The sequence below is a fragment of the Nostoc foliaceum FACHB-393 genome (assembly GCF_014698505.1).
GTDB classification, from domain to species: Bacteria; Cyanobacteriota; Cyanobacteriia; order Cyanobacteriales; family Nostocaceae; genus Nostoc; species Nostoc foliaceum_A.
Map to the genome: position 1 here is coordinate 1 of NZ_JACJTD010000079.1, position 24,211 is coordinate 24,211.

The window sequence follows — 24,211 nt, forward strand, 5'->3', positions numbered from 1 at the left end:
AACTAGACGACCCATCAGCATTAGAAATCTCTTGTGAGGTCGATTGTTCAGATGATTCCGAATTTAAATCTGATGATGAACTAAGCGAATTCTCACCAGATGTATTAGCACTCGTTGTCAAAGCTTTCTTGTGAAAACTCTTCAGACCACTGGCCGCTAGTTCTACCCCATGACCTTTAAACACATCAGAAACATCGTCATAAGAGTAGCCAGCGTCTAACATATCTTGAATAGGTTTAGCCAAACTGAGAACTAAATCTGACAGACTGATGGTTTTAGGTGTTGCCGCAAAGTGTTTGAGACTGGTTTGAATATCTTCTATTTTTGATAAAGGAACAGCTTTCGGTTTGCGCGACATATTTTAGTAAGGGTGTGGGGTATAGGGTGTAGGGTGTAGTGAATTTCCATGAATTTACCCTTGTGGCTTGAATCATGAAGGTGATGGGTCAGAGTGTACAAAAAGATAATTTTCTTGATTTTCACTACACCCCACACCCTACCCCCTACACCCTAATTTTGACTAGTAATAAATTATTCCATTGTAAAAAAGTCGTGGTCATCAAAAGTTTAAGTTTCTTATCGTGATGTGACGAATATCAACAGAAAAGGGTTTGTATCCTCGTGAGGTAGACTAGTCTAAAAAAGCAGTTACCCATGAATCAACATTCCTAGTATCAAAGGGTGTTGACAGCATTGTTAAACAGACCCTGCCCTCGGTGTAACCGAGGTTGTTGCACAGAGTCAATCGTGGTGAGCCAAAGTCTCGTACTCCCCCAGCCTCCCGTTGTGTCCCTTGGTTCTCGTTACCCCAGTCCTGTCGTGGGGGCATAGGCGAGCAATACGCCGTAACGCCCTCCGGGCTACTTTTACCTTCGGTAAAAGCGGCGTGGTTGCTTGTTGGGGGTATCCCCCAAACCCCCCTAAAACATGTCTATTAAAGGGGTAAATGAGTCAACAAGAGGTTCCGGGTTATTCGCCTACCTGCTCGGCGCAAAGCGCCGTAGCAGCTACAGCGAATAACCCGGTAAAAAATAAATATTTAAAGAGCTAAACGCTTAATTAGTTATGCAGCCAGACCCGCGTACCAATCTCAGTAATCAACTAGCTGACACATTAACCAATCGGTCAGTAGCACCAGATGAAAAGCGAGAAATAACCATCACGTTTAGGGCTAGCCATGCCGAGAAAGCGAGGCTAGAGCAACGGTGTACTGGAGTGGTGCAAAGCGACTATATAAGAGCGAGATTATTTGACTATCCTTTACCACATCCTAAGTTAGTCATTCCCGAAGTGAACCGACAGGCTATTTATGAATTAAAGAAGATTGGCAACAACCTAAACCAACAGACCAAAGCTATTAACGAAGCTGTAAAAATTGGTAGCCAACCGTTGACTAACGAGGTGAAATCATATCTGAGAACTATTGAAGAATTAACAACACTTTTAGAACAGACTCGCCAATTACTCACTCAAACTACGGTAGAGGGGCAGCACAATGATTACCAAAGTCAAAGCTAACAAATCATTTCGCGGCACTACTAAATATGTAATAGAGAAAGAGAAAGCCAAAATTATTGGCGGGAATATGTACGGGAAAAGCACCAATGAACTGGTAGAGCAGTTTACTTTATCAGCCCACCTTAACCCCCAATTAAAAGACCCATGTTATCACTTAATGCTTAGTGTACCAAAAAATGATAGAACGCTAAATGATGACGAATTAGCTAATATGTCCCAACGTCACTTGGCATCGGTCATTGTACTATCGCGGCTTCAAGGTAATGAATCCCAAGTTAAACAGCCAGAAAAAAGAATATCAGATACCAAACTAAGACAGCTAGTCGATGACTTTATAGAAACTGAACTACCAGCTTATGACTTCTTTATAGCGCGGCACTCAGACAAAGAACACGACCACACCCATATCGTTGCATCTAGAGTCAATAACCTAGATGGGAAATCTATTCGTACCTGGAACAATTACGCCCATTCGGAACACTCCGCCCGACTGCTAGAGCGAGAGTTTAAGCTAACCCAAATCCAAAGCAGTTGGGAGAGTAAGCAGAAAGCTATGACTCGGAATCAACTGGAACGAGTCGAGCGCGATGGACTTCCAGGTGAAGAAATAATGCGACGGGCGATTGAGCAAGTGGCAGCAGATAAACCTACAATGCCCCAGTTAATTGAGCGGTTATGGAGAGAGTATCAAGTTAAAGCCATCGTTAGTTATTACGGTCACGGTGGGGTAAGGGGTATCAAGTTTGGCATTGAGATTGGCTCAGTTAATGAAGATGGTAGCCCCCGTTTGCTCTGGAAACAGGGAGGTAATCTCAATAAATATAAGTGTTCATTTACAAAGCTTCAGACCGAATTGGAGATAAACTACGAACCCAAACGGGACGATAGCGAAATTAAACGCTTAAATAATTTCTTAGAATCTGTAGATAATAGCCAAGTTAATCAGCAACTAATATCAACCATCTTCCCGAAAGAAGCTCAAGCTATAGCCGAAACTGAACACCAACTAAACCCAGCTAAATCAGATGCAAAACAACGAGCCAGTTCAGAACTCCTAAATACAATTTCTGACTTTATTGAACTGTCAGCAGTTGATGATGCCTTAAGTAAAACGTTACCACAATTAACAGAACAACTCTCTCAATATCACCAGCAGCTAGCTAATAATAAAACCACACTCGACGAGCTATCATCAGCGATTGCTGATGTGGAGCAACGACTTAGATCACAAAGAGCAGTTGATGCAATTTCTGATTACGTTGAGCAATCGACTGTTGAATCAGCATTAACCCAAACAGTATTAGAATTAACGCAACAACTTTCTCAATATCGGCAGCAGCTATCAGCAGGAACAACCGCATTCGACGACCTTGGAGAAGTGATTGTTTATTTGGAGCAATTCCATAGATCACAAAAAACAGTGGATGCAATTGCTGAAAATAAAGCTCAAACTCTAGCCGCAGATAAACCAAAGCTAAAGGATAATCTTTCAGCCGAGTTATATAAGTATTACAGCACCGACTTGCAAAACTTATTAGTGACTGACCGAGATAAAGAAATTGCTATACGGGCGCTCAAAGATAATAAACTACCCCAAGATGTTGAAGAAATTATCTTTGCCAGTCCAGCCGGATGGACACAAGATGAAGCCAAAGAATTGGTACTAATCGCTAGCAATAAACTGGCAACTCAAAAGTCAGAACCAGAACAGTCACTCGATGAAAAGCAGCGTCAAGAAGAGGAATTCTTAGCCGAAGCTGTGCCTATTGCTGTTGAATTAATTAACTGGCAGTTAAGAGAAACTGGCTCAAATAGCCTTAGATTCAAACGTGCCACTCTGGAGAAGCAGGGTAGAGAATTGGTATTTACCCATGATGAACGAGGTGAGATTTTTAGAGTGGCAGTCAACCGAAACCAGTCAGGTGAGCTTGAGTATTCACCGATTAATGTGGGGGAAGTAGACTCTCTTGACCTGAGCTTTTGGCAAGAAGCAGAGCGCGTATTGCAACAAATAAGAGAAGATGTAGAGCGACAAGAAAGAAGACAGAGTAAAGGGATGTCTCTCTAGGTGATGGCGCGAGCAATAGTCTGCTGCGTTAGGCTACTTTTACCCCTAAATGCTTGCTTTTATGAGGCTTTTTTTCGGGAAGCTACTGCTTGCTTTCGTTTCCTCCACCAGCCAAAACCAAGAGCAATTAATGAGCCACCTACTGTATGAGGTTCGGGAACAGGACGTGGAGTGATACTAAAGTTGCCATAATCCACATCACTTGAAAGCTCTGAATAACCTTCACTTAAACTACTGTAGAATACGTTAACGTTTCCTTGACCGTCTTCCCCGCTACCAGAAACCAGGTAAGAAAAACCGTTCGTGGTTAACAGTGGCTCACTCGCATTCAACAGATTATCGTTGACACCGTATGTACCCGGTGAGAGCAACCCGATTATTGTCTCTGCAATTCCTTGATCTGTCCTTGTCCCACTTATACCTGTGATTGTGTAATTGTTGTTTATGGGGTCTAGATCAGTTGTAGTAAGAGTGCCGCTAGCTGAAATAGCCGTACCATTTGCTTCGTAACGGGGAAAAGAATACTGAAAATCAAATAACTGTGCAGCTTGCGCTGTAGAATACGCACCGACACCAGTCAAGCCGACAACAGCACTAGCGGTAGCAATGCCAAGCTTTTTGACTAATTCCATTAGATAATTCTCCAAAAAAATAAAGTAAAAATTCTGGTAGGAGTCAGAATATTCTTTCTTCTGGCTCCCAAACCCCTGTTTCCAAATAAAAAGTAATATCTTTGAACGCAACTCCGTATTACTTTTGCCCGAAGTTAGCGTCGGATGAAAGGTAGATTCACTCTTTGTATCAGCCTCAGTTTCAATTAGAAGTTCCCAGGAACGTCATCAAGTGCTAGTAAGAAATTAATCAGGTCTGTTTGCTGGTTTGGATTAAACCCAGCCTGCCTATCTACATAGAAGTCATGACCTGTGCCATCAAGGTTACTACGCACTAAACTAGGGTTAGCTTTGTTGGCTTTCACAACTTTTGCACGAAGTTCACGATCGACTAAGGCACGCAAGCTGCTAGCAGCATCGGCAGGTATACCAAGGCTTAGAGTGCCAGTTAGCCCTAACCCGCTCTTGTCAAAAACCGTAAAGCTACCATTTGAGTCAACTTTCAGACTTCCTGCCCGTACAGCTGCACCACCATCATGCAAATATGGCGCACTTAAATAAAGACCACGCAAGGAAGCAGTTTTGTAACCACCTTTTGGCAATATACCTTTGGGTAGAGTTGTGGGAGTGTCGGAGATCCCTTGCGTTGGTACATCCAACACTTCAGCATCAGCAGGTATGGGAACGGGAGTGTTGAAAGTGTATAACTTGGGTGGCACTAACAATTTATTCAGCTCCAGGCGAGATTGAGCGCGGGCTGGATTAGTACCAATTTCATCGAGTGAATGAATTTTGTTGTCAGTGAAGAAGGGTGGAATATGGCAAGTTGCACAATTAGCTTTCTCAAATACCTTTGCTCCACGCTTAACAGAATTGCTGTTTAACGCTTGCCAGTTTTCCGCAGTCTGGTTGGCAGGTGGTACTAAGCTATTTTGAAAAGCAGACATAGCGTTGTCAGCAAAGAGGAAAGTCCCACTGGCAATATCTCCAGGCTTTCCAGTATTTGGACTGAAAACTAAACCGTTGTAAGTAAATAAACTGGGACGCAGGTTTGGATAAGTTCCTGTGCCAGGAGCGGGAATTTGGTCTTCTAATTCTGCTTCTGTAGGATTCGGTGCGATTACCCCCCGCAGCCATTCAGAAGGTTTTACTATCACTCCTTCTGGTAAACGTAGACTGGGAACGGCAGCATTTTGAAGAAATGTACCAATATAAACTTCTGGATCAATACCAAGAGTCTCTGCACTGAGTTGAGCAGCTGCCAATAGATTGATTTCTGAAGAATGAACACCGTTGCTGACAGCGCTGAGTCCCGCAAATGGCCCCACTGCAAACTGTCCATCAAAGAAATAAGGCTGATTCTTAAATGTGAAAATACTGGGTATTTGAGTAGTATTGTTGATACTATCTGAAGAACTTTCAAAATTACCAAAAGGTACATCCAATACTGCATCGTCAAAAGCTTTTTCAAACTTTTCGGGATCAGGTAATTCTACTTTATTACCTTTACTATCTAAAATAATTTTCCCATTGCCTTGGTATTGTGGGTTTAGGGGATTAAACTTTAAACGCGAAAACGCCGCAGAAGAATTTGGTGCTAAAGCAACTAGCAAGGGTGTGGCAATTTCGCCATTAGGTACTCCCAAAAGACGTTCACCCTTATTTGAAAGGGATACATGGCAAGCAGCACAGCTAATATCAATCTTGGGTGTGATTCCCAGCCCAATCGGAAAAGTTCCTCCCTTTTCCATTTTTAAGCCTGTATTGACAACAGTTCCTTTGGGGAAAGTTCGACTACCTAATGCTATATCCTTCTGAAGAATAATTTGTAAGTTCGTTGTTGGCTGACCTTGCAACTTAACTATTGCTGTCTGTAATTCTGGTAAAATTCTAGCAATGCCAAGTCCAAAACCAAATACCCCTTGCAAACCGAATATATCTCCAATCTTACGGTTGAAAAATATATTTTCACCTTGCGCTATTAATTCCTTAGTAATTTTTACTGCCCCAATCCGTTGATAGGAAGTTGAGTCATTAGGATCTAGTCCTTTTTCTATCACTACTTGCGCTGCTTCTTGAGGGTTAAGTAGTTTACCAAAATAGTCGTAATAGCCTAGCACTTGAGTCGGTGCAGGTTGCAAAAGATCGATTTTTGCGAAGGCTGTCTGGCTTGTCACCAACCAATTTGATAACAAGATGCCAAAAACACTAATGATAAAAACGCAGATTAATAAGAAAATCTTAGTTTTGGAAGTATAAAATATCCTAGCTATACCAGTCTTAGGGTTGTTTTTTTTTGTTTCATAGTGAGCAATGCACTAAAAGCTTACAAGTAGATATATCACACTATTACGTAAATATATGTAAAGTAAAAACATCAACTAATAATGATGAAATTACTGTAACTGTTTATGGGGGTAACGAGAGAATAAGGGTTACAGGCAAATAGTCGGATGATTTAGCTTTGTTTCCTCCAACTCAAGGGCTTGATAGTGGCTCAAGCACTTTTAATTGCCGATTCCACTTTTTTCTAACAACGTAGAAATAATAATTTTCGCCATTGATTACACGTAATAGCCCATTCGTGTAATGCTGCATGAATAACGAGCCAAAATGATAAGCCAACTATAAAATTTACGGACTTTAGAAGTATTTGATTTGCACTGATATTCAAAAATTTTCCGCATAATAAATAGTTGGGCGGCATAAAACAACAATGGGAGAGATCATGGCTTTGACTGGCGGTTGCTTCTGCGGACGGGTTCGGTACCAGATTAATTCACCGCTTAAGCCTGGGCGCAGTTGCCACTGCTCTCGCTGTAGAAAGGCATTTAGCGGGGCAGGCTCTGCTTACGCTGAAGTTGAGCCAGGTTCATTCTCCTGGCTCAGTGGTGAAGAGAATCTCACCTTCTATGAGACGATACCTGGATGGGGTTTGTGCTTCTGTCGAATCTGTGGAACCACGCTGTGTGGTACAGCCGACGGCAAGGTGCATGGAGTGACCCTCGGAAGCGTCGATGGAGATCCAGGTGTTCAAATCGAGATGCACATTTTCGTTGGCTCCAAGGCAACGTGGGATCACATTGGCGGACACGCCCCTCAGTTCTTGGAGTTTCCTCCCAAAGCTAAATTGAATTAGCAGTAGATTTACATCCTCTCACTGTTTTGCTATACATGGGGTAAAGACAAGATACCCGCAAAATTTATCACGATGTAAAGTTGTGTAAAGTAGCCATGTATTGATGTCTTTCAAACACTCAAACATTACCTAGTTTGGCTTATTTTAGGCAATGTTATGAGTGCAATTGAGCGGAAGAATAAGGTTTGAGCCTTCCTTGACAAGAGCCTTCAGCTTCTGTTTTCGGCAATATTTTCTAAGTTGGGACAGATAAGCTCGAAGTGTTCACTAGGCTGAAAGCCAAACTAGGCAGACTTTTCTCTCATATAGACAAAGGCGATCGCGATAAATTTGTTACAAAAACTTTACATAGTGATAAATTTTGCGCGTATCTTGTCTTTACCCCAAAATGAGTTCAATTGGGGAGGGAGCAACGCGATTTTGTGAGAATTCTGCGTTCAAGGCAGGAGGCGCATCCCTACAAAACTAGGCTTTAAATTCTCATTTTTGGCCGTATAACATCTGCGTTTTTTACTAGTTTTATGTATAATTTAACACGTATTTTTTTACTTTTACTCTAAAGTTAAGATTTGAGAATTGTAAACGGTTAGGCCGTGAAATGAAGTAATACGAGTGGGTTTACAAGTCATATTATCCCCAAAACTATTTTTTAGCACTTTTGTAAGCTACAGAAAAGGGTTACTAATTTAACCAAAATGCCTTACAAAATATATCCTTTTTTGGCAATTGTTTAACCTATGTTGTTAGTTTGATAGTACGGAAGTAATACACGAGCGTAACGCTCACAACTTCCCCTTAGATTTGGCGGCTTTAGATGTTGCTCCTGTGGCTCTTACCGCTCCTGCTATCAACGGTTAATTAGCAATAACGTCAAATAAAATCAAATGAAAGGCGCTCTCAAAAAAGGGGGCGCTTTTTAGCGGTAAAAAATTGCTGTTTCAAAGCCAATTTCAAAAACTGGGTCTGCATTACACGTATGAGCCAAAACGTGGAATAGGTGGCTATATATATTGATCTAACGTGATCGCTTTTTTGGCATTGAGCCAAAAATCGGGTAATTTCCATTTAGATGGTAGAGAGTAGAGCATATACTCTGTGGTTGATTTCGGCAGCCCCCATGAAGATCACATCTATGTAACGTTCAAATCCCAAAATTTTTGGGAATACTAAGTTTACGTTTTTACGTGACATAAATATATACTTTACAACCCTAGATAAATTGCAATCTCGATAGAGTTGGCATTTCTCCAGGGTTTTTTATATGCAATAGGTGTATTAGCGCAGAGTATGTACTGTACTCTGCGCTAGAACGAAATTGTGCTTTTACCCATAAATTGACCAAAAAATGAATCATAACTTGGTTCTTGGCAACTTTTGGTGATCTAGGTTGAGGGAAGGCAGAGGGCAGAAGGGAATTAGATGGGGATACATACCCCTCCCAATTGCAGACCACTGAAATTCAAAACGAATGTGGGGATATTATATGAGTTATAGAAATCAGTTTATCTGGCAAAGAGCGGTTCAACTTGCTATCAATTGTTATAAATTTACTCGCCTATTTCCTCAGTCAGAATTGTATGGTTTAACTAGTCAAATACGACGTTCTTCTGTATCTGTAGCATCCAACATAGCCATTCGCGTAGCGTCCCGTTAGGGAAGGATATGGAAGACGTTCAAAGCAAGAATACGTACAGTTTTTGCATATTGCTTTAGGCTCTTTAAGAGAACTCGATACACAATTAATCATTGCTAAAGAAGTAGATTTGGCAGATAAAAACCTTTTTACTCCCCTATTAAATGAAGTTGAGGAAATGCAAAGTATACTAGTTGCCAGTTTAAACAAACTCAAAGTTTGAATCTATATTTTTCTTTTTCCTCCTTCTGCCTTCTGCCCTCTGCCCTCTGCCCTCTGCCTTCCCTCAACCTAAATCACCAAAAGTTGCCAATAACCGATAAAGTGGCCACTCCTGAAAAGCTGGAATGCTTATTTTTATGTTGCCATGCTCTGCACGCGATCGCATTTAAATCTCTCAAATACTCTTCATCTTAAGTTCTGTCTTGCGGTCATTTTATCCTTTAAAAACGGCCACTTTTCCTTTAAGTGACATTTAATCCTGGTTTGAAAATACTGTCGGTGGAAGATTTGAGCGATTAGTATTGCAGGTTGCTACATCTAGGGTGCAAAATGTGGGCAAAAACCCTCCCGAAGGGGTAGATATAGCAGTTACAAAAAAATTATCTTATTTATGTAAGATTCTAAAAAAAAACTATGCCTGTCAAATTTTCTCAAGATGACATCATTCCTCATATCTCACTGGCTGAAGAGAGTACTCTTGAACGTCAAGTAACCAGTTTAGGGGGATGCATTAGCTTTTTAAGCGTTTTGCAAGTTTGTTATGAAATATCTGGAAACGAGATTAAAGTTACTCTGAATTTATTAAGTGTAAAAATCGGTGAGGCAACTTTAAACCGTGACCATCCTACGGTTAAATTAGGTGGAAGCGTCAATGCTATAGGTGCTGAAGTGACTTTCACCTTTGATATATCTGCGTTATCTTTAGAAATATGTGGAAAAGTAAAATATATAGTTAGTAGCCAACAAGGTTGTACAACTATTAACTTTTAAATGGGTAACTGGGGGAAGCTGTAGGGCGAACGCATCTAGGTGTTGAGCCGGGATATAAGCAAAAACCTGCAAGATGACCTGAAAAGCCTTGATTTTCCGTTATAAATCCTGGCTTTTTTAAGCTTTATGTAGCAATTTTTCAAAAACTCGTAGGATAAGGGTTTTCAGACTATCTTGCCGTAAATTACGAACATCTTGGCTCAACACCTTTTACGTCTAACTTTGTTGGAGGCGATCGCAAATAAATCGTCTTAAAGTCACTAGATTATTTATTCTAGATTATTTATTCTAGATTCTAGATTCAATAAAGCTGCGCGTAAGTTGTCTTCTGAATCAATTTCTTCCCAGTTCACGGGCATGACTTTAAATAATTCCAAAGCAGCTTGCACCCAAACTTCCTTCGGTACTTTAGCACCATGCTTGCGCTTACCTTTTTTTAGTAGATCGTTGAGCCAGTCGTTCAGTTCGATTGGTAGGCGCAGATTCACTGCCTCTCTATCACCTTTAATCAAGAATCTAGATTCTTGATTATTGATTATTTCTTCAGTAGACTGAGTTTCTACCTCAGTCTTGTTAAAAACCCCTTTTGCCAAAGGATTAGCACCCAGAACCGAACGCGACTTATTTTTATTTACTGCCATTTGTACACCTCATTAACTAATTCCCGGTAAGAAGAAGCACCCACACCGTTTGGGTCGTATTCAAAGATAGATTGTCCGTGAGAAGGTGCTTCTCGGATTTTCACCGTCTCAGGAATCACCGTCTTAAACATCTTTGAGCCAAAATGCTCAGTTAGGGCATCCAAAACTTCTTTACTAAGATTGTTCCTGCGGTCATACCGAGTTGCCAGCACACCTGCTATGGCAATGGGATGATCTAGCTGATCTCTAACCAAAGTTAGGGCGTGTTCAATTCCTTGAACGCCCAACAATCCCAAATAGCTCATGTCTACTGGGATGATTACCCCATCGCTGGCCATCAGTGCGTTGATGGCAAACACACCCACGTTAGGCGGACAATCTATCAGCACAAAATTATATTTATCTAATATTGGAGCGATCGCTTTTTTGAGTAGCAGTTCTCTGCCTGGACGACCAGATATTGGAATTTCTTCTTCTGCCAGCAAGATGTTAGACGGTATTACATCTACACCACTAGCAGTTGTCACCAGTACCTGTGCTAGCGGAACCTTGTGCTGCAACACATCTTTTAGCTGAAATTCTAGCTGCCAGATGGGAATCCCTAGTGCAGCACTAGCGTTTCCTTGTGGGTCGATATCAATAACTAATACCCGCTGCTTTTTAAACTTGACCAGACCCACAGCTAAATTGTAAGCGGTGGTCGATTTCGCCACCCCTCCTTTCATGTTGAAGACAGCCAGTTTTTGGGTCACGTTTACATTTGACTCAGTTTGCTTGTGTGGCAAATATTATACATAATATCTGATATATTCTTGATTATTTATTCTTTAATCTAGATTATTTGACTCATACAGCCATAACACGTGAGCTAGGAACACACTAGATATTGCAATTGGGGAGCAAAAGCTTTGACTGTTAGATCAGGAAATAGAAATTAGTTGATCTAAATGTCAAAGCTCTACAGTCAGCGCTTTTCGTGTGATGTCGTATTACTATCAAATCCCGACTTGATAAAAATCAAGTGAGGGTACAAAGAATGAGGGTGATTGTAAAAGTAAATACTAGCTTCCTTAATTCACACCCAATTTCTCAGTCTAAAGGAATAAGACTCAGGGTAGAGAAACTTGATTTAATAAATTGTTTTGCTAATTTACAAACAATTAATAGTGCCCACTAGGTAGCTAGTTAGCGCTAGCCACTAGTAGGACTTCCTCCGTAATTGAGTTGGCAACTAAGGAGGCCAATTTATCGTGGCAGAAAGTTATTGTGATGCGTATCTTGAAGATGATATAGATATCTTCAAAGGAATGACAATTCTTGTAGTAGATGATACAAATGATTTTCTGCTCTTGACTACCTATATTCTTGAAAGCTATGGATTTCGGGTGATGACGGCATCCAATGCTTCAACAGCATTTGAAGTCCTTAAACAGTTTCGGGTGGATCTTTTAATTAGTGACATTGCTATGCCAGAAGAAGACGGGTATTTTTTGATACGGAAACTCAGAAAACTTCCGCAGTTCAAAACTAGAGAAATTCCAGCGATTGCTTTTAGTGGTTGTACTGAAGGCAAGACGCGCTCAAAAGCTTTGGCATCTGGGTTTCAAACTTATCTTCAAAAGCCTTCAACCGCTACAGAGTTAATAACAGAAGTTGCAAAACTGCTACTAATAGAGTCTAAAAAAACTCCGATGTTTTTGGGCAAATACTAATAGTCAAATTGGCTTTGGGGCAGTTTGACGGTCACAAACCAATAATTTTTTCTTACTTCTACAACTTCTACGAACTGCTCAAAATTAACTACTATAAGAGCGATGGTTTTGTTAAGTCACACTATTGCCCAAAGTCCAGTGCCTTCATGCAATCGCATTCTAGGTGAGCTTCATAAAACCATCGCTCTTATGTCCTAATCAACCTTTGGTTGTACGAATTTATTTGTTGTTTTAGATATCCATTTCTCAACTTTTACAAATCACCCCAATCAAAATTCAGGAAGCGTCGAGCATTCAGCTTTGTATATTTTTCAGTGTGTTTGATATCACGGTGTCCCAGGAAGTCTTGGATTTCCCTGGTGTTATACCCCTGATTCACCAGATAGTAACCGCAAGCATGGCGCATCATGTGACAGTGAACTTTGATATCAAGCCCGGCCTGTGCCGCTAATCGCCCAAGCAGCTTTCGCACCGCATCAGTAGACATCACCTCACCACGCTCGGAAACGAAAATATATTTGCTATCGGGCAACATCTCTCTGAGTTCTTTGAGCAAAACTAACTCATCATCTCTCAAGGGATGCACCCCAGAGTCACTGCCCTTTTCCCTGGTGATGAAAATCTGACGTTCGGCCCACATCAGTGCATCCCAGCGCAAGCCGCACGATTTACCTACAGCTTCCCCTACCCTCAGACCGTGGCGAAACATGAGCAACATCAGTGTATAATCACGATGAGAATAACGAGCTTTGCGTTCAAGTGCGGCATTGAGTAGAGATCGCACCTCGCTTGGTGTAAGGTATTCTCTAGACCTATAATGCTTGTTGGGTAGACGAGTTGGGGGTGGCAGCCTCATTTATTCTCGGTGGTAGTGTCCGGTTTACGCGAGGTATTATGGACAGTCTACTACGCCACAAGCCCCATTACTCCGTTGAGAGACAAGCCACTCAAGAGTTATTGCAAATAGTTATCAATTGATAAATACGTCCATCTTGGCTCAATGCTAAATAGTTAGTCTGCGATGCCTGCGGCGTTCTCGTTGCGATGCCTGCGGTGTTCTCGTTGCGATGCCTGCGGTGTTCTCGTTGCCATCGCGGTCATTGCCAAGTCTGTTACTGAAGATTAGCTGTATATCCTGCGTATATGGTTCAATAGTTAATTCAAACGAAGAAATAAAATAAGAAAATTTTGTCAGCTACCGCACAATGTAGTAATATTTGCGGGTTATATTGCAAAAAATGGCTGGATTTATTTCAATCTAAAATCCTTGTAATTCCCATGAATCGCATTCTTACAGCATCAGAACATTTGATGTGGTTGTCATATAACAATAGCCCGGAAAATGTTACCTTGTCGGCGACTATTAAAGGGTCATTTACCATTGATTTATTAACTGAAGCTCTGGCTTGGCTACAACTTCGGCATTCTCGGTTAAGAGTAAAAATAGTCACTCTTCATCAAAATCAGCCACAATTTTCCTTAGAAAATGTTCCACCTATTCCACTGCGAGTAATTGAGCGACAAGGAGAAGAACATTGGTGTCGGGAAATGGTAGAAGAATTACGCCACCCTTTGAGTTGGAGCGAAGAACCCCTGCTGCGCGTATTGTTACTCCACTCACCTGATGTTTCTAACCTAATAATTACTTTTCATCATTGTATTGGTGATGGTTTGTCAGGAGCTTATCTCATCCGGGACATCTTGCAATTTATTGGTGAACCAGACAGCCCTCGTGAGCTTTTACCAGACTTGCCTCCCGTTGATGAAATTATCCCTGATGTGACAAAAAATTGGGTTGAGGAAGATTTAGATGATTCGAGAGAAGCGGAGTCTATATTAACAACAAATTATCGAAATAATCCGGGAGTAAATACTTCAGAAACATTTCCAATTCGCTTATTTTATTGGGCGCTCTCTTCTGCGGAAACTACCAAGCTTATAGCTCGTTGTAGAGAAGAGAAAACTTCTGTTCACGGTGCTTTATGTGCTGCATTTCTTTTAGCGATTGCTGCTGAAATCAAATCTCTTGACGAGATTATTCTTAAGTGTCATACACCAGTCAATATCCGTAAATATTTGACAATTACTGTTGGTGAAAATCTGGGAGAATACATTACTCGACCAGTCACTGCTCATCGATTAAGCCAGAAGACTAATTTTTGGGATTTAGCTCGTGAAGTTAAATATAAGCTCAATCAATTCATAGCAGACGGAAAATTATTTGACGATGTACTAAAAGCCAGAGCTTTATTATCTAGGAACTCTAACCAATGTGAGGAAACTCCAGATGCAAGAGAGATAGGAGGAATGGATATTGCAATTACTAATCTGGGAAAATTAAATATGAAACAGCAATTTGGAAAATTACAGCTACAGGAACTTTCTTTGATGGCTACAGGCCCAAAATCTCTACCACTTTTAATAGGTGTAGCAACACTTCAGGAGAAGATGTGTTTTACTTGTCGTTATCAAACATCTCTTCTACCTGATGCAATCGCCTACAACATAAAAAATCAAGCTATGGAACAATTGCTGACAGCCCTTGTAGAGGTTGGGTAGGGAGTAGCCGATTTTGGTTGGCTTGATACCTAACCGATTGATCCGATCTATTATGGACAGTCTACGCTGCATCAGTGAATCAGACCACTGCCCAGAAAGAGATGGATTTAAGGGGCGGAAATATTCAGGCGATGCCGAGAGAAACATTTCGGTGCATAACACTGCATCATGCCGTGGGCGATGCAGTAGCGTAGAGATTTTTTCTTTAACTATCTCTTCGAGTGCGCGTTCGTCTTCTCCCCCAATCAACCGGAGATTCTATGAGCGTTGGATCTGCGTTGGGTGTTTCTCTATTCCTGGTAACATGGTCATCACTTCCGGCAACGTTGCCGAATGTTTTTAATTTCTCAATCCTGAGAATTGTTAGTGGCGACATCAAAGATTTATGCTACAAATGCAGTGTGAGTGTAGTACTCAAAAACCCCTTTGGGCGAACGGCGGTTTCATGTCACGAGCGCAGCGAGAGATGGCGCAGCCACCCGCAGGGCATGAAACCATAGTGAGTATGGTATCACTTATACAAATGCCTGAAATCCACTTTTGCGGGAGAAATCGCCCTTACTGCCTACTGCCAAAATATCCCCAAAACTACCTCTAGGGTACATAACGACAGTCGTTTGACAGTCATCGGGGTTTTGGACAATGACAGTCAAACGACTGTCGTTTGGTACAGCAAAGGGGTACTTAGGGGTAGTTTACGGCGCATTTTGACAGTCATCGAAATATGGTATCAATCAACACGATGGCTTACTTATAATCCCCTGTAATTCGGTAGTAATACAGGACATGGAGCAACCTAATTTAGAAGTGCTTTCGATTAAGCTCCCGTCACGACAGTAGCGATGGCCAGTTGCTGCAATTTTTACGAGAGCGAGAGCGTAAAATGTCGGGCAGAGGTTTGACTAAAATTGTTTTGAGTACGTGGTTAATTTTTGATAGTTGAGGTGGATAAGTGCGAAGCTGTTATCAGGGGCAAGATGGTCTGAAAAAGACAGCCCTGTATAGTTAAGTTTGCTCCCCGCGTTTGGGTACTAATAAATATTGCTAGTCAACATCAAAGGATTTAGCATTTTCGCTCATAGAGAATATTCCTTAGTCAATTACAAACGTCTCGCATAAAATTGCATCTCGGTTCCCTTGCTCGGTGGCCACAGTCACAATTCCATTCTTGGGGTCACAGTTAATCATCTCACCTGCGAACTTGACCGCACCACTAAGCGATCGCACTTCTACTTGGCAACCAACAAACCCTGCGATGTCCCCGCCGTCTTTTTCAATCTGCAACAGTGAGTATAAGAACTCAGACTCAGCTTTTACCAAAACAGTATCGGATGTAATTGGCGCGGCGATCGCTGCCTGATCCTCAGTTGGCATACCCGCACCACTTTCTAGTTGATCCGCACCAGTTCCGCAGGACTCCCCGCAGCAGTTTTCCATATCTAGCAAGGGTTCCGCATCACCCGCACCAGTTGAGGTGGCATATTCTTCTTTTTCCATTGGGATAGGAAGCGATTGAATTTTCATTTCTGACTCTTCAATGTTTTTTTCCTGGGAATCTGAAAAAGTGGTGCGGGTGGTGCGGAAGTCCTGATTTTGCGAGGTTTCTGGTGCGTGTTGTGGTGCGGAAGTGGTGCGGGTTTCGTCTAAAGTGGTGCGGGTAACTTCCAAAATACCAATGCCTTTCAGTACTGGAATGTTTCTTTTAGCAATGTCACAGTACCTAGTTCCCTTGACAGCCTTGGGGAAGAGTTGAGCAATTCTGGCGATGACTTGGTTGATGCCCTTTACATTTTTGTCACTGGGTCTAACCTGTTCGCTCCATGTTCTGCGGTTGTTATCGGAATCTATAGTTAATGTGCCAGTTTGAGTGTAGTAATGTTCCAATCTTACCCATAGTTCTTTTGCAGTCATTTCCTTACCAGGGACATAGCCTATGTTCGCGGCTTCTATGAAGTCAAATAGGTGATTATTTTCTTTCTGAAGGTTGTAGAAAGCATCAGTTGTACATTCGTAATCAATGCCTTCTTCTATAAGGTCATTAAGTGCTTGCAGCATTTTATTTAGAAATGCTGGGGCTACTTTCGTTCTGATAAATTCCTTGTCGTAAGCAAAGCGGGGATCAGCTAGTAATTCATTTGGGTTGTTCGGATCTGGATTTTTTTCAAAGGTTTTCTTGAACTCTAAAACTGCAATCCTATCTTGAATTGCTTTCATTACTCCTTGTAATGATGGTGTTTCATTCAAGTTAAAAAGACCTATGGCTTCAGGGGTAAACTCAATATGGTCTTTACCCTTCCGTTCACAATGCAACTTGTTACCAGTTACAAATAATTTTAAGCTTTGAATCTTGTCGATTCTCGACGTTTGTGGGTTTTCTGATGCCCAATTTACCCTGCTGTACATCAACGGAGCTAGATTAAACTTCCTGCCTTCGTCGTACAATTGGAAGTCTGCTAAAGAGACAGAAGTTAGTCCATTTTCGCCGTAAATAATGGATACACATTCGCGCAGAGCATCTTTCCCATTAGACCCAAGCCCAACTGCTAGAATTGCTTTTACCTCTCTTCCTCTGAGCTTCCTAACAGTTTTAAGGTCAATCGAAGCGGCAAGATTTCTCAAAAGAATTTCTCGTTGCGGTTTGTCCAAACACTCAAGTAATCGGTCGCAATCTGTAGTATCAGCGTTTGGATTGTACTCAATCAACGGTTCATAAATAAAGTAATCTTCGGGGGTATGAGGGTCTAGCCGTGGAATAACCTTATTACCTATCAAAACGGGTCTAACTATTCCATTAGTGCAGTTAATCCCTGGTGGATTGAGTAATTCTGCCTCAATTCCCGTTCGCATTTTTGCCCACTCTAGAACCTTCTTAACTGAACTGGGTGAAGCGTAAGGATAGGATTTTTTACCTTGCTCATTTTCAACTGCAAAAGAGTTACAAAAATTGGTGATTCGTCTACGCTCTGTGTCATCAGGAGAGTGTTTGTAGTGGTTGCCAGTATGCCAGTAGAGCTGATCCATAGCGCAAATCCAATTCTTGTCTCCATAGAGAGTTTTGAAGGCAATTTGAATAAAGCTGACAACTGGATCAAGATCATTTAAAGGATCGTCAATATCAGTTCTCTCTGCTTGCTTACGCTGCGCTACTGCTGCGTGGATCTCTTGCTCTAGCCTGCGGATAAATTCTGGTGTTTCCATCTGCCCCAAGATTTCTTTGATATCACTCGATTTATATGGTAAATCGGGGCAGATGTCGTGAGGGTTGATTCCGATTAATGCAATCCCCACCTCGGCTGCACAGTCCTTGCAGGTCTGGAGTTTCTTTAAGCCAGTGTCGTCAGCATCGTGCAGAAAAACGATTAATCCTATGCCTGCTTCAATTGCACGTTGATATTCAGGCGTGATTGTTTTTTTATCCCATCCACTGCCTTGAAACGTAATCCCAGCAAGACCATGTGCGCGACCAACTTCTACGCATCCCTCGCCTTCATGCTGGAGTAGCGCCGGGGTTCCCATCACTGATTTAGCACAGGCTAGCGCTTCATCAATGCGGTAAGCTTTCCAGGGTTCATCCCCTTTTCTCATCTCTGGAGTGCCATCTGGAAGCCTGTGCCATTGGCGGAAGGATTTATCTTTTCCCTTCTCTTTGATGTAATCCGCCCATTCATAGCGAATTACCCATTGGCTTTGTGAGTAAGGGTAGATTGTTTGTGTTGCATTCCCTGGTATTCCCTTTGGTAGCTTGCAAGTTATGTTTTGAGTTTGGGGTATGTCAGTCGCCGCTTGGGTCAACATCACCAGTGCTAATTCACCATCTGGAATTGGCGCACTTTTGGGCAAGATTCTCTTAGGCTTCGCAGCCAAACGGTTTAGGGATGGAGTGTAATTAGCCCCTGCCCTTTCTGCCACCACTTCAGCCCAAGGTTTGATCGCCTCTCTGATGTCCTTACACTCACAATTATTGAAGCATCTGTACTTCCCGGTTTCTGGGACAATAGATAAGTCATTACCGCCACAAACTGGACAAATAAACTTATTTTTAGCTTTGGACGGTTCTAGCTGGTCTTGAAAATTTCGGATGTCGAATTTTTCAAATGTCTGTTGAGTTCTTGAGGCATTAGTTTTTTCTGGTGTATCTTCAAGGTGTTTATTTTCTACACTGGCTGTTTTGGTATTGCGTGCTGCTAACTCTTGCTCCCCTGTAGCTGACTGTGCTATTTTTATCGGCTCAGAAATATTCGGCGTTGCGCCATGATCTAGCAGTCCGGGCGCACTTTGCATTTCTAACGTATTCATTTGTACTACTCCATGTATTTTTTGTGTGTTTCTGGAGTAGTTCTTTGCCGTTGTCGCCGCGTTCTGTTAGGTTAGAAGATGAAGAATTATAGAAAAATAATCTGGTTGTAGTTTTTGTTGACTACTCGTGAACGATTTCCAGTCGTTCTTGGTGTTCGCCTCATCATCTAACAGAGCGCACCCGAAGCAGCAAGAGCTACTCCTTTTTTTTTGCACCCAAGCATTCAATCTGCTTGGGAATTTTTGTTTTTTAGCCAGTTTTTAAGCATTTTCCAGATGATTTTACTGCGTCCCGTTTTTCTGTGGGAGCAGTAATTTTCAAGTTGGTTCGTTCCCCCTACATACAAGACGTGATCATCTGCCAAGACAAAGCAAATACCAGGGCTGGTGAGTAAAGATTTCCCATTAGACAAGCGATGGAAGGGTGAGGGTAACGACAGAGGGCAGCGACAGGGGATATACCTCAGTGAAATTGATCATATTTAGTCGTTACTTGCATCCTTATTTTGCTTTTGATGCTTTCGTTTTTCTTGTACCCAGCTTTCGATAAGCTCTGCGACAACATCCTCCATAGTTACTTCTTCAGCAACACACAGTTGCTTGAACTCCTTGTGAAGTTCTTTCGGAACTCGTGTTCTCAGATACTGCTTTTCTACCACATTTCGTGCGGATAAGTTCACAAATCCAATTGTATAACTTTTACTTAAGCTTACCTGGACATAGATAAAATATCCTAACCGCAAAACCTCTAAACCACAAATCCGCAAGCGGTTTTTGATGTTATCTTGTAAATGTGAGCCAAAAACCAAAAGTGGCGAAAACAACCGCAGATGGAAGCGGATAACAGACCCCGCAAGACGGATAGAACAGTAACCGCAGATATCCAAAGCTTTTTCACCACAAAGGTTTTACGAAAAATTGAAACAAATTTAAGGACTTCAATCAGATGGTAAATTTGGCATCTTGTCCCACTGTTGGGATTCTAGCCCCATCGTTGACCCCTGCTTCTTGGGATTGTGGTAACGGGTATTCCAAACTACATTTACCCCAGGGAGAGATACTTATTCCCTCCTACTTTAAACAAGTCATTGAAACGGACTCTAACGACTACGAAAGCTTAGGCAACGGTGCGGTAATCGAATATCTTCAAGGCGAACGTTCTGATCTATCTGGCTCTAAGTGGTTGATTGGAGAGACTGCCGAAATCTACTGTAAGCAGTCATTTGGACGCATTGTTGATGACTTCAAAAACAAAATTACTTATGGGCTGCAAATGCTCTTAGGCGCAATTGCTCAAACTCCTAGACAGCAGAGCTATAACTTGTTTTTAGTCGCTTCATTGCATGACTCTCAAGCCTTTGCCCATGATCTAAAGAAAGCCTTGCAAGGTAAGCACATCGTCAAGTTTGATGGCAAAGACATTGTAAACGTTGATATCACCTGTCAAATAACAGAGGAAGGTGTAGGAGCATTGTTAGTTTCCCGGGCCCCTGGTCAGCAGAAAGTCGCGCTCATTGACCTGGGGCATGGAACTACTATCACCTCAATATTTGAAGGCAACAAACTATTACAAAACAGCCGCAAGATTGACACAGTAGGCGTTCACCATCTTTGTGAGGCGATAGCTAATAACCTCCAAACCCGTCGCCACCTTGGGAAACCAGCTAACCCTCATCTGATCCGAGAGGGGATGAGCAAGAACTTTGTTTATGGAACCACCAATTGGGAGTTTTCAAGCATTTACTCTGACGAACTCAAGGGATGGCTTGCATCTTGTTTAGTGCCTGCGTGGAAGCATTTGCAATCCCGCGCTGATGACCTGGATGCTATTTACCTTGTGGGTGGCGGTGCAATGCTGCCATCGGTTAGTGCAATCGCATCTAGGCAAGGAATTGCACAGATTCCTAATTCCCAGACGGCCAATGCAATTGGGTTACTTAAATTAGCTGTTGCATCATTAAAGAAGGCTTAATTCATGGCGAAAGATAACCGGGTTTGCATCCCCAAAGATTTGATTGACCCCGTAAAGGCTGAGGCGGAAAAACTACTTCTCACCGATGACCTGACCTCTGCTGTGACTTGGATTTTAAGGGCTTACTTTCGAGATAAAAATTCACTTTGCTGTCAGCACAAGCAACAATCTGCTCAAACTGAGCAGTCCCAATCCGACAGCTTAAGTAACTTTGAGGATTTGTTCGTAGCGTAACCATGAAACCAAACAAAACACTAGGACTTACTGTTGCTGCTTAAGGCTTTCTAGGTCTTGGTTACTTTGGAGTGCAGTACAACGGCCGTAAAAATATGTTTACCATCGCCGCAGCTGTGGGAGGTGCAGGGGCTATTACCTATGTACTTCAAAAGCCGAACTAGCCAGAAGCCCCAGCCGCACCGATAAAAGCTCAAAGGAAAGAAGAACAAAAGGTTGGCAGTTGTGCGCGGTAGTGTTTCACAAAACGTTTCATGAAACTGTTTCAACGGTTGCATCAATGTTTCAGCCTCACAACAACCGGGAAACGGCATGACCACAGTGTGAAACGTGAAACGCCAGTTGATTGCAACCGAAAAAACACAAATTAAGGATATCAAAATGGCGCACCCCGTAGGATATTACTCCCTCTCCCATAACAACGCACTCATTAAAGATATGTGTGAGACATGGGGCGAGGCGCTAGAAAAGATGAACGAATCAGACACGCTCTGGTTAATTGCACGTGTAGCCCATGAAGCATGGTTAGAGTGTGATTCTTCTACCGCTCCTAGCAATGAAGCTTCTTCAGCATGTCTTCGACTGCATGAGTTAAAGCAATGGGAAAAAATTGCATTGATTAAAGCAATGGTGCAGTGAGATGTACAAAAAGCAATTGTATTTAGCCTTAGCTGGAGTCTTAGTTTGTATGTTGCCTTTCTTCATTCCCTTAATTCCCAAGTTGGGGGCTTATGCAGAAGCCGAGAGATTAAAAGCCACCGAAGGATTAGAACGTCAGCGCATAGAAGAACGGGCTAAGACCAGCGATGCCTTATATGAAGCCGGAGTCATGCCCACAACTCGAAAACTTAGGATTACTAATTACTTTGATAGCGCTAAACGCAATCCCAGACCAGACACAACCCTATATCTTGATGACGAGATTATTGATGTCTTTGATGCAACGGGTAAGTGTATTGGGCGAATTGAAGAAGGAATTTGGAAGTGGAAGCACAAAACCAAAGGGATTTGTAAAAGCGTTCAAAATATCAAACCAGTAAGGAGGAAGTAATGGCGTTAGGAACATCTGGTGCAGAAAGTAATAGCACTGGTAACAGTGATGGTAAACCTAAAGGTAAGAAGCGAACGCTTGGTGAAATCATTGATTTTTGCGCCAAGGCTGTTGTGATGATTATTGGTTTACCCATTAGGGCAGCCGCCGCTATAGTCAATCAGTTTGTTGCTAACGGTGGCGCGGGTCGTGCCTTGGTAGGCGGGATTTTATTTATTGGTGGTTCTGTAATTAGTGCTGATTCAACTTGGCAATTAATCTTTACTGGGCCCCCTGTTTTACCCTGGTTTGAGCCGGCTTGGAATTGGCTAAATGTGCCGTTTGCACTGTTCAATCCTTTGTTTTACTTGGCATTCATCATTTCTGTAGGCGTTCAGGTAATCGAAGCCCACGCCCTACGCGGTAAAAACCCAGATTCAGCTAGGCGGGAACTTCAAGATCACATGGTCTATGAGCTTGAAACCAAGCCTAGTGGCAAGATTGACTTGGTAGGCCAGCTGTGGCAAGACTACAAGACCGCAGGCACACGCGATCGCTCTAGCGCAGGGTTAGTTGTGATTGCGGTTTGGGCGTTCGATATTGTCACCACCTTTGCAGCTCGTAACCCATTTGAATACACAGCCCCATTCATGATTTTGGGTTGCACCTTATTCAACATTGGGACAATGATGGCAGGTGAAATTGGGTTTGCCATCTGGCGGTTGACCAAAGATTAAAAGCAAGTCGCAAGTGACAAGTCGCAAGTCGCAAGTAAGTAATGTATGGGGGATTTAGACCCCGCAAACACATACTTGCGGCTTGATAGAAGCCGGGGACTTAAACTGAACCGTTTGAGAGTTCTTCACTTGCGACTTGCGACTTGCGACTTGCGACTTGATTAAAGCTCGTGCCGCTCAACAACTCTCTACATTGAGCGGCTTCTTAACTTAACAGGGCATTTGTTTTATGCAAAGCAATAATATCCCAAAAATTACAACTAAGGAAACGGAACACTTACGCGAATCATATCCGGCCTTATCCCATTTGGAGGCAGGAAATGTTTCTGAATGGTTGCAAGAGCGCAAGGATCAATTATTTGAAATGGCCCGAGTTTCTGAGAACGAAGCAGACATGACCCGTGTACTTGGCTTGCTGGCTTCTGGGATAGGAGCGGTTTGTTATGCGGTTAATCCAATGGCATTAGTTGGTGGTTTAATTGGTGGTGCTGCATGGCTATGGTTTGTTGTCGAACACTCCAACCGCACTAAAGAAATTGCCCCCTTGCCTTTTGTACGTGGCAACTTTATAGACGCTCTAGCCCGTGCTGGTGACTATGATAATCGCAGCAATTATCAAGCAGATCATCTTGCTAATACCGTTAAATTTCTAGAGCGACATGAGGCTGAAGAGTACGCCTTTCTTCATGCTGAATTTGAAAATATTGGGCAGTATTTAACCCAAGTTGAACCAGGAAAACGTTTTTATGCTTATCGCTGGATGTTTGGTTGGTTTGGCAAGCTTTTGGGTCGTCAGCTACCGACTTATCAAAGTATGGCTCTCCATTTACAGGATGTGACCATTGACAGCCGGCTGAATCGGTCTGAGGTAAGTGCTATCGCACAGGCTCAAACCCAGTTACCACCGACCGTAGATATTAAGCAATTTCAATCACCACAAGTAGATATTCGGGACACTCACCAAGCGGCTTCTATTTCTAAACCGGAGGAGTTACAGCCATCAGCACAGGGGCTTTCACCAGACACTATAACTAATCTGACTTTGCCTCAGAGAGCAAACGCACTCAT

Annotated in this window: 21 protein-coding genes and 3 pseudogenes; 15 read left to right on the forward strand and 9 right to left on the reverse strand. The window is 42.3% G+C overall.

What is annotated here, in order from left to right; genetic code table 11:
• Window positions 1-358, reverse strand: a 358-nt coding sequence (locus tag H6G92_RS33565) for a hypothetical protein (protein ID WP_190900552.1), incomplete at its 3' end; no start/stop codon positions are given.
• 273 nt (window positions 359-631) lie between these two features.
• A complete protein-coding gene (locus tag H6G92_RS33570) occupies window positions 632-829 on the reverse strand; it encodes a hypothetical protein (RefSeq protein WP_190900554.1) in 198 nt (65 codons plus the stop codon).
• Between the two features lie 236 nt (window positions 830-1,065).
• On the opposite strand from H6G92_RS33570, the gene H6G92_RS33575 reads away from it, so the two are divergent.
• Both H6G92_RS33575 and H6G92_RS33580 read left to right on the forward strand, forming a co-directional pair.
• Window positions 1,066-1,518, forward strand: coding sequence for a plasmid mobilization protein (locus H6G92_RS33575; RefSeq protein ID WP_190900563.1), 453 nt, complete (start codon window positions 1,066-1,068; stop codon window positions 1,516-1,518).
• Window positions 1,496-3,586, forward strand: a complete 2,091-nt coding sequence (locus H6G92_RS33580; protein ID WP_190900565.1) for a relaxase/mobilization nuclease domain-containing protein — start codon at window positions 1,496-1,498, stop codon at window positions 3,584-3,586. Before H6G92_RS33575 ends, H6G92_RS33580 begins: the two co-directional genes overlap by 23 nt.
• Window positions 3,587-3,645: 59 nt before the next feature.
• Here the strand turns inward: H6G92_RS33580 and H6G92_RS33585 are convergent, their stop codons facing one another.
• On the reverse strand, window positions 3,646-4,218 hold the full coding sequence (locus H6G92_RS33585) for a PEP-CTERM sorting domain-containing protein (protein WP_190900567.1): 573 nt from the start codon (window positions 4,216-4,218) through the stop codon (window positions 3,646-3,648).
• A 185-nt stretch (window positions 4,219-4,403) separates the two neighbouring features.
• Window positions 4,404-6,374 carry a hypothetical protein gene (locus H6G92_RS33590; protein ID WP_313890033.1) on the reverse strand — a complete coding sequence of 657 codons (1,971 nt, stop codon included), beginning with the start codon at window positions 6,372-6,374 and terminating at the stop codon, window positions 4,404-4,406.
• Window positions 6,375-6,913: 539 nt separating this feature from the next.
• Between H6G92_RS33590 and H6G92_RS33595 the strand changes: the two genes are divergently transcribed.
• From H6G92_RS33595 to H6G92_RS33610, 4 genes and pseudogenes are all read left to right on the forward strand, one after another.
• Window positions 6,914-7,336: a GFA family protein gene (locus H6G92_RS33595; protein WP_199345081.1), complete on the forward strand. Its 423-nt coding sequence runs from the start codon at window positions 6,914-6,916 to the stop codon at window positions 7,334-7,336.
• Between the two features lie 759 nt (window positions 7,337-8,095).
• Window positions 8,096-8,194: pseudogene (locus H6G92_RS33600) on the forward strand (photosystem II protein D1); the annotation flags it as partial.
• 625 nt (window positions 8,195-8,819) lie between these two features.
• Window positions 8,820-9,192, forward strand: a pseudogene (locus H6G92_RS33605) (four helix bundle protein).
• Window positions 9,193-9,605: 413 nt separating this feature from the next.
• Window positions 9,606-9,962 carry a hypothetical protein gene (locus H6G92_RS33610; protein ID WP_190900569.1) on the forward strand — a complete coding sequence of 119 codons (357 nt, stop codon included), beginning with the start codon at window positions 9,606-9,608 and terminating at the stop codon, window positions 9,960-9,962.
• A gap of 269 nt (window positions 9,963-10,231) precedes the next feature.
• Here H6G92_RS33610 and H6G92_RS33615 read toward each other — a convergent pair whose 3' ends face one another.
• Both H6G92_RS33615 and H6G92_RS33620 read right to left on the reverse strand, forming a co-directional pair.
• Window positions 10,232-10,603, reverse strand: coding sequence for a hypothetical protein (locus H6G92_RS33615; RefSeq protein WP_190900571.1), 372 nt, complete (start codon window positions 10,601-10,603; stop codon window positions 10,232-10,234).
• Complete coding sequence (locus H6G92_RS33620) at window positions 10,594-11,355, reverse strand: ParA family protein (RefSeq protein WP_114085639.1); 762 nt, start codon at window positions 11,353-11,355, stop codon at window positions 10,594-10,596. Before H6G92_RS33620 ends, H6G92_RS33615 begins: the two co-directional genes overlap by 10 nt.
• A 498-nt stretch (window positions 11,356-11,853) precedes the next feature.
• On the opposite strand from H6G92_RS33620, the gene H6G92_RS33625 reads away from it, so the two are divergent.
• A complete protein-coding gene (locus H6G92_RS33625) occupies window positions 11,854-12,315 on the forward strand; it encodes a response regulator (protein WP_313890034.1) in 462 nt (153 codons plus the stop codon).
• A gap of 253 nt (window positions 12,316-12,568) precedes the next feature.
• Here H6G92_RS33625 and H6G92_RS33630 read toward each other — a convergent pair whose 3' ends face one another.
• The gene (locus H6G92_RS33630; protein WP_190900573.1) at window positions 12,569-13,171 is read right to left on the reverse strand and encodes a tyrosine-type recombinase/integrase; all 603 of its coding nucleotides are present in this window, start codon (window positions 13,169-13,171) and stop codon (window positions 12,569-12,571) included.
• Between the two features lie 422 nt (window positions 13,172-13,593).
• Between H6G92_RS33630 and H6G92_RS33635 the strand changes: the two genes are divergently transcribed.
• Entirely contained in the window at window positions 13,594-14,874 is a 1,281-nt protein-coding gene (locus H6G92_RS33635) for a phthiocerol/phthiodiolone dimycocerosyl transferase family protein (protein WP_242059419.1), read from the forward strand.
• 260 nt (window positions 14,875-15,134) lie between these two features.
• The gene (locus H6G92_RS33640) at window positions 15,135-15,374 is read left to right on the forward strand and encodes a hypothetical protein (RefSeq protein ID WP_190900575.1); all 240 of its coding nucleotides are present in this window, start codon (window positions 15,135-15,137) and stop codon (window positions 15,372-15,374) included.
• 592 nt (window positions 15,375-15,966) lie between these two features.
• On the opposite strand, the gene H6G92_RS33645 is transcribed toward H6G92_RS33640, so the two are convergent.
• Both H6G92_RS33645 and H6G92_RS33650 read right to left on the reverse strand, forming a co-directional pair.
• Window positions 15,967-19,170 (reverse strand): DUF5906 domain-containing protein, encoded by a 3,204-nt coding sequence (locus H6G92_RS33645; RefSeq protein ID WP_242059420.1) that lies wholly within the window; start codon window positions 19,168-19,170, stop codon window positions 15,967-15,969.
• A 482-nt stretch (window positions 19,171-19,652) separates the two neighbouring features.
• The gene (locus tag H6G92_RS33650; RefSeq protein ID WP_190900578.1) at window positions 19,653-20,057 is read right to left on the reverse strand and encodes a hypothetical protein; all 405 of its coding nucleotides are present in this window, start codon (window positions 20,055-20,057) and stop codon (window positions 19,653-19,655) included.
• Between the two features lie 59 nt (window positions 20,058-20,116).
• Here H6G92_RS33650 and H6G92_RS33655 point away from each other — a divergent pair, with 59 nt between their 5' ends.
• The 6 genes and pseudogenes from H6G92_RS33655 to H6G92_RS33680 all read left to right on the forward strand — a co-directional run.
• Window positions 20,117-21,142 carry a ParM/StbA family protein gene (locus tag H6G92_RS33655; protein ID WP_190900580.1) on the forward strand — a complete coding sequence of 342 codons (1,026 nt, stop codon included), beginning with the start codon at window positions 20,117-20,119 and terminating at the stop codon, window positions 21,140-21,142.
• Between the two features lie 3 nt (window positions 21,143-21,145).
• Entirely contained in the window at window positions 21,146-21,376 is a 231-nt protein-coding gene (locus tag H6G92_RS33660; RefSeq protein WP_190900582.1) for a hypothetical protein, read from the forward strand.
• Between the two features lie 381 nt (window positions 21,377-21,757).
• Window positions 21,758-22,015 carry a hypothetical protein gene (locus H6G92_RS33665; RefSeq protein WP_190900584.1) on the forward strand — a complete coding sequence of 86 codons (258 nt, stop codon included), beginning with the start codon at window positions 21,758-21,760 and terminating at the stop codon, window positions 22,013-22,015.
• A 1-nt stretch (window position 22,016) separates the two neighbouring features.
• Entirely contained in the window at window positions 22,017-22,427 is a 411-nt protein-coding gene (locus H6G92_RS33670) for a hypothetical protein (RefSeq protein ID WP_190900586.1), read from the forward strand.
• Window positions 22,427-23,143, forward strand: coding sequence for a hypothetical protein (locus tag H6G92_RS33675; RefSeq protein ID WP_190900588.1), 717 nt, complete (start codon window positions 22,427-22,429; stop codon window positions 23,141-23,143). Before H6G92_RS33670 ends, H6G92_RS33675 begins: the two co-directional genes overlap by 1 nt.
• Before the next feature lie 229 nt (window positions 23,144-23,372).
• Window positions 23,373-24,211 (forward strand): annotated as a pseudogene (locus tag H6G92_RS33680) (hypothetical protein); the annotation flags it as partial.

What these genes read in the sequence shown, in the direction of transcription:
- H6G92_RS33615 (WP_190900571.1), bottom strand. Translation starts at nt 10,603, where the DNA reads ATGGCAGTAAATAAAAATAAGTCGCGTTCGGTTCTGGGTGCTAATCCT.
- H6G92_RS33670 (WP_190900586.1), top strand. Translation starts at nt 22,017, where the DNA reads ATGTACAAAAAGCAATTGTATTTAGCCTTAGCTGGAGTCTTAGTTTGT.
- H6G92_RS33635 (WP_242059419.1), top strand. Translation starts at nt 13,594, where the DNA reads ATGAATCGCATTCTTACAGCATCAGAACATTTGATGTGGTTGTCATAT.
- H6G92_RS33660 (WP_190900582.1), top strand. Translation starts at nt 21,146, where the DNA reads ATGGCGAAAGATAACCGGGTTTGCATCCCCAAAGATTTGATTGACCCC.
- H6G92_RS33595 (WP_199345081.1), top strand. Translation starts at nt 6,914, where the DNA reads ATGGGAGAGATCATGGCTTTGACTGGCGGTTGCTTCTGCGGACGGGTT.
- H6G92_RS33630 (WP_190900573.1), bottom strand. Translation starts at nt 13,171, where the DNA reads ATGAGGCTGCCACCCCCAACTCGTCTACCCAACAAGCATTATAGGTCT.
- H6G92_RS33575 (WP_190900563.1), top strand. Translation starts at nt 1,066, where the DNA reads ATGCAGCCAGACCCGCGTACCAATCTCAGTAATCAACTAGCTGACACA.
- H6G92_RS33675 (WP_190900588.1), top strand. Translation starts at nt 22,427, where the DNA reads ATGGCGTTAGGAACATCTGGTGCAGAAAGTAATAGCACTGGTAACAGT.
- H6G92_RS33610 (WP_190900569.1), top strand. Translation starts at nt 9,606, where the DNA reads ATGCCTGTCAAATTTTCTCAAGATGACATCATTCCTCATATCTCACTG.
- H6G92_RS33580 (WP_190900565.1), top strand. Translation starts at nt 1,496, where the DNA reads ATGATTACCAAAGTCAAAGCTAACAAATCATTTCGCGGCACTACTAAA.
- H6G92_RS33645 (WP_242059420.1), bottom strand. Translation starts at nt 19,170, where the DNA reads ATGAATACGTTAGAAATGCAAAGTGCGCCCGGACTGCTAGATCATGGC.
- H6G92_RS33665 (WP_190900584.1), top strand. Translation starts at nt 21,758, where the DNA reads ATGGCGCACCCCGTAGGATATTACTCCCTCTCCCATAACAACGCACTC.
- H6G92_RS33570 (WP_190900554.1), bottom strand. Translation starts at nt 829, where the DNA reads ATGCCCCCACGACAGGACTGGGGTAACGAGAACCAAGGGACACAACGG.
- H6G92_RS33655 (WP_190900580.1), top strand. Translation starts at nt 20,117, where the DNA reads ATGGTAAATTTGGCATCTTGTCCCACTGTTGGGATTCTAGCCCCATCG.
- H6G92_RS33585 (WP_190900567.1), bottom strand. Translation starts at nt 4,218, where the DNA reads ATGGAATTAGTCAAAAAGCTTGGCATTGCTACCGCTAGTGCTGTTGTC.
- H6G92_RS33640 (WP_190900575.1), top strand. Translation starts at nt 15,135, where the DNA reads ATGAGCGTTGGATCTGCGTTGGGTGTTTCTCTATTCCTGGTAACATGG.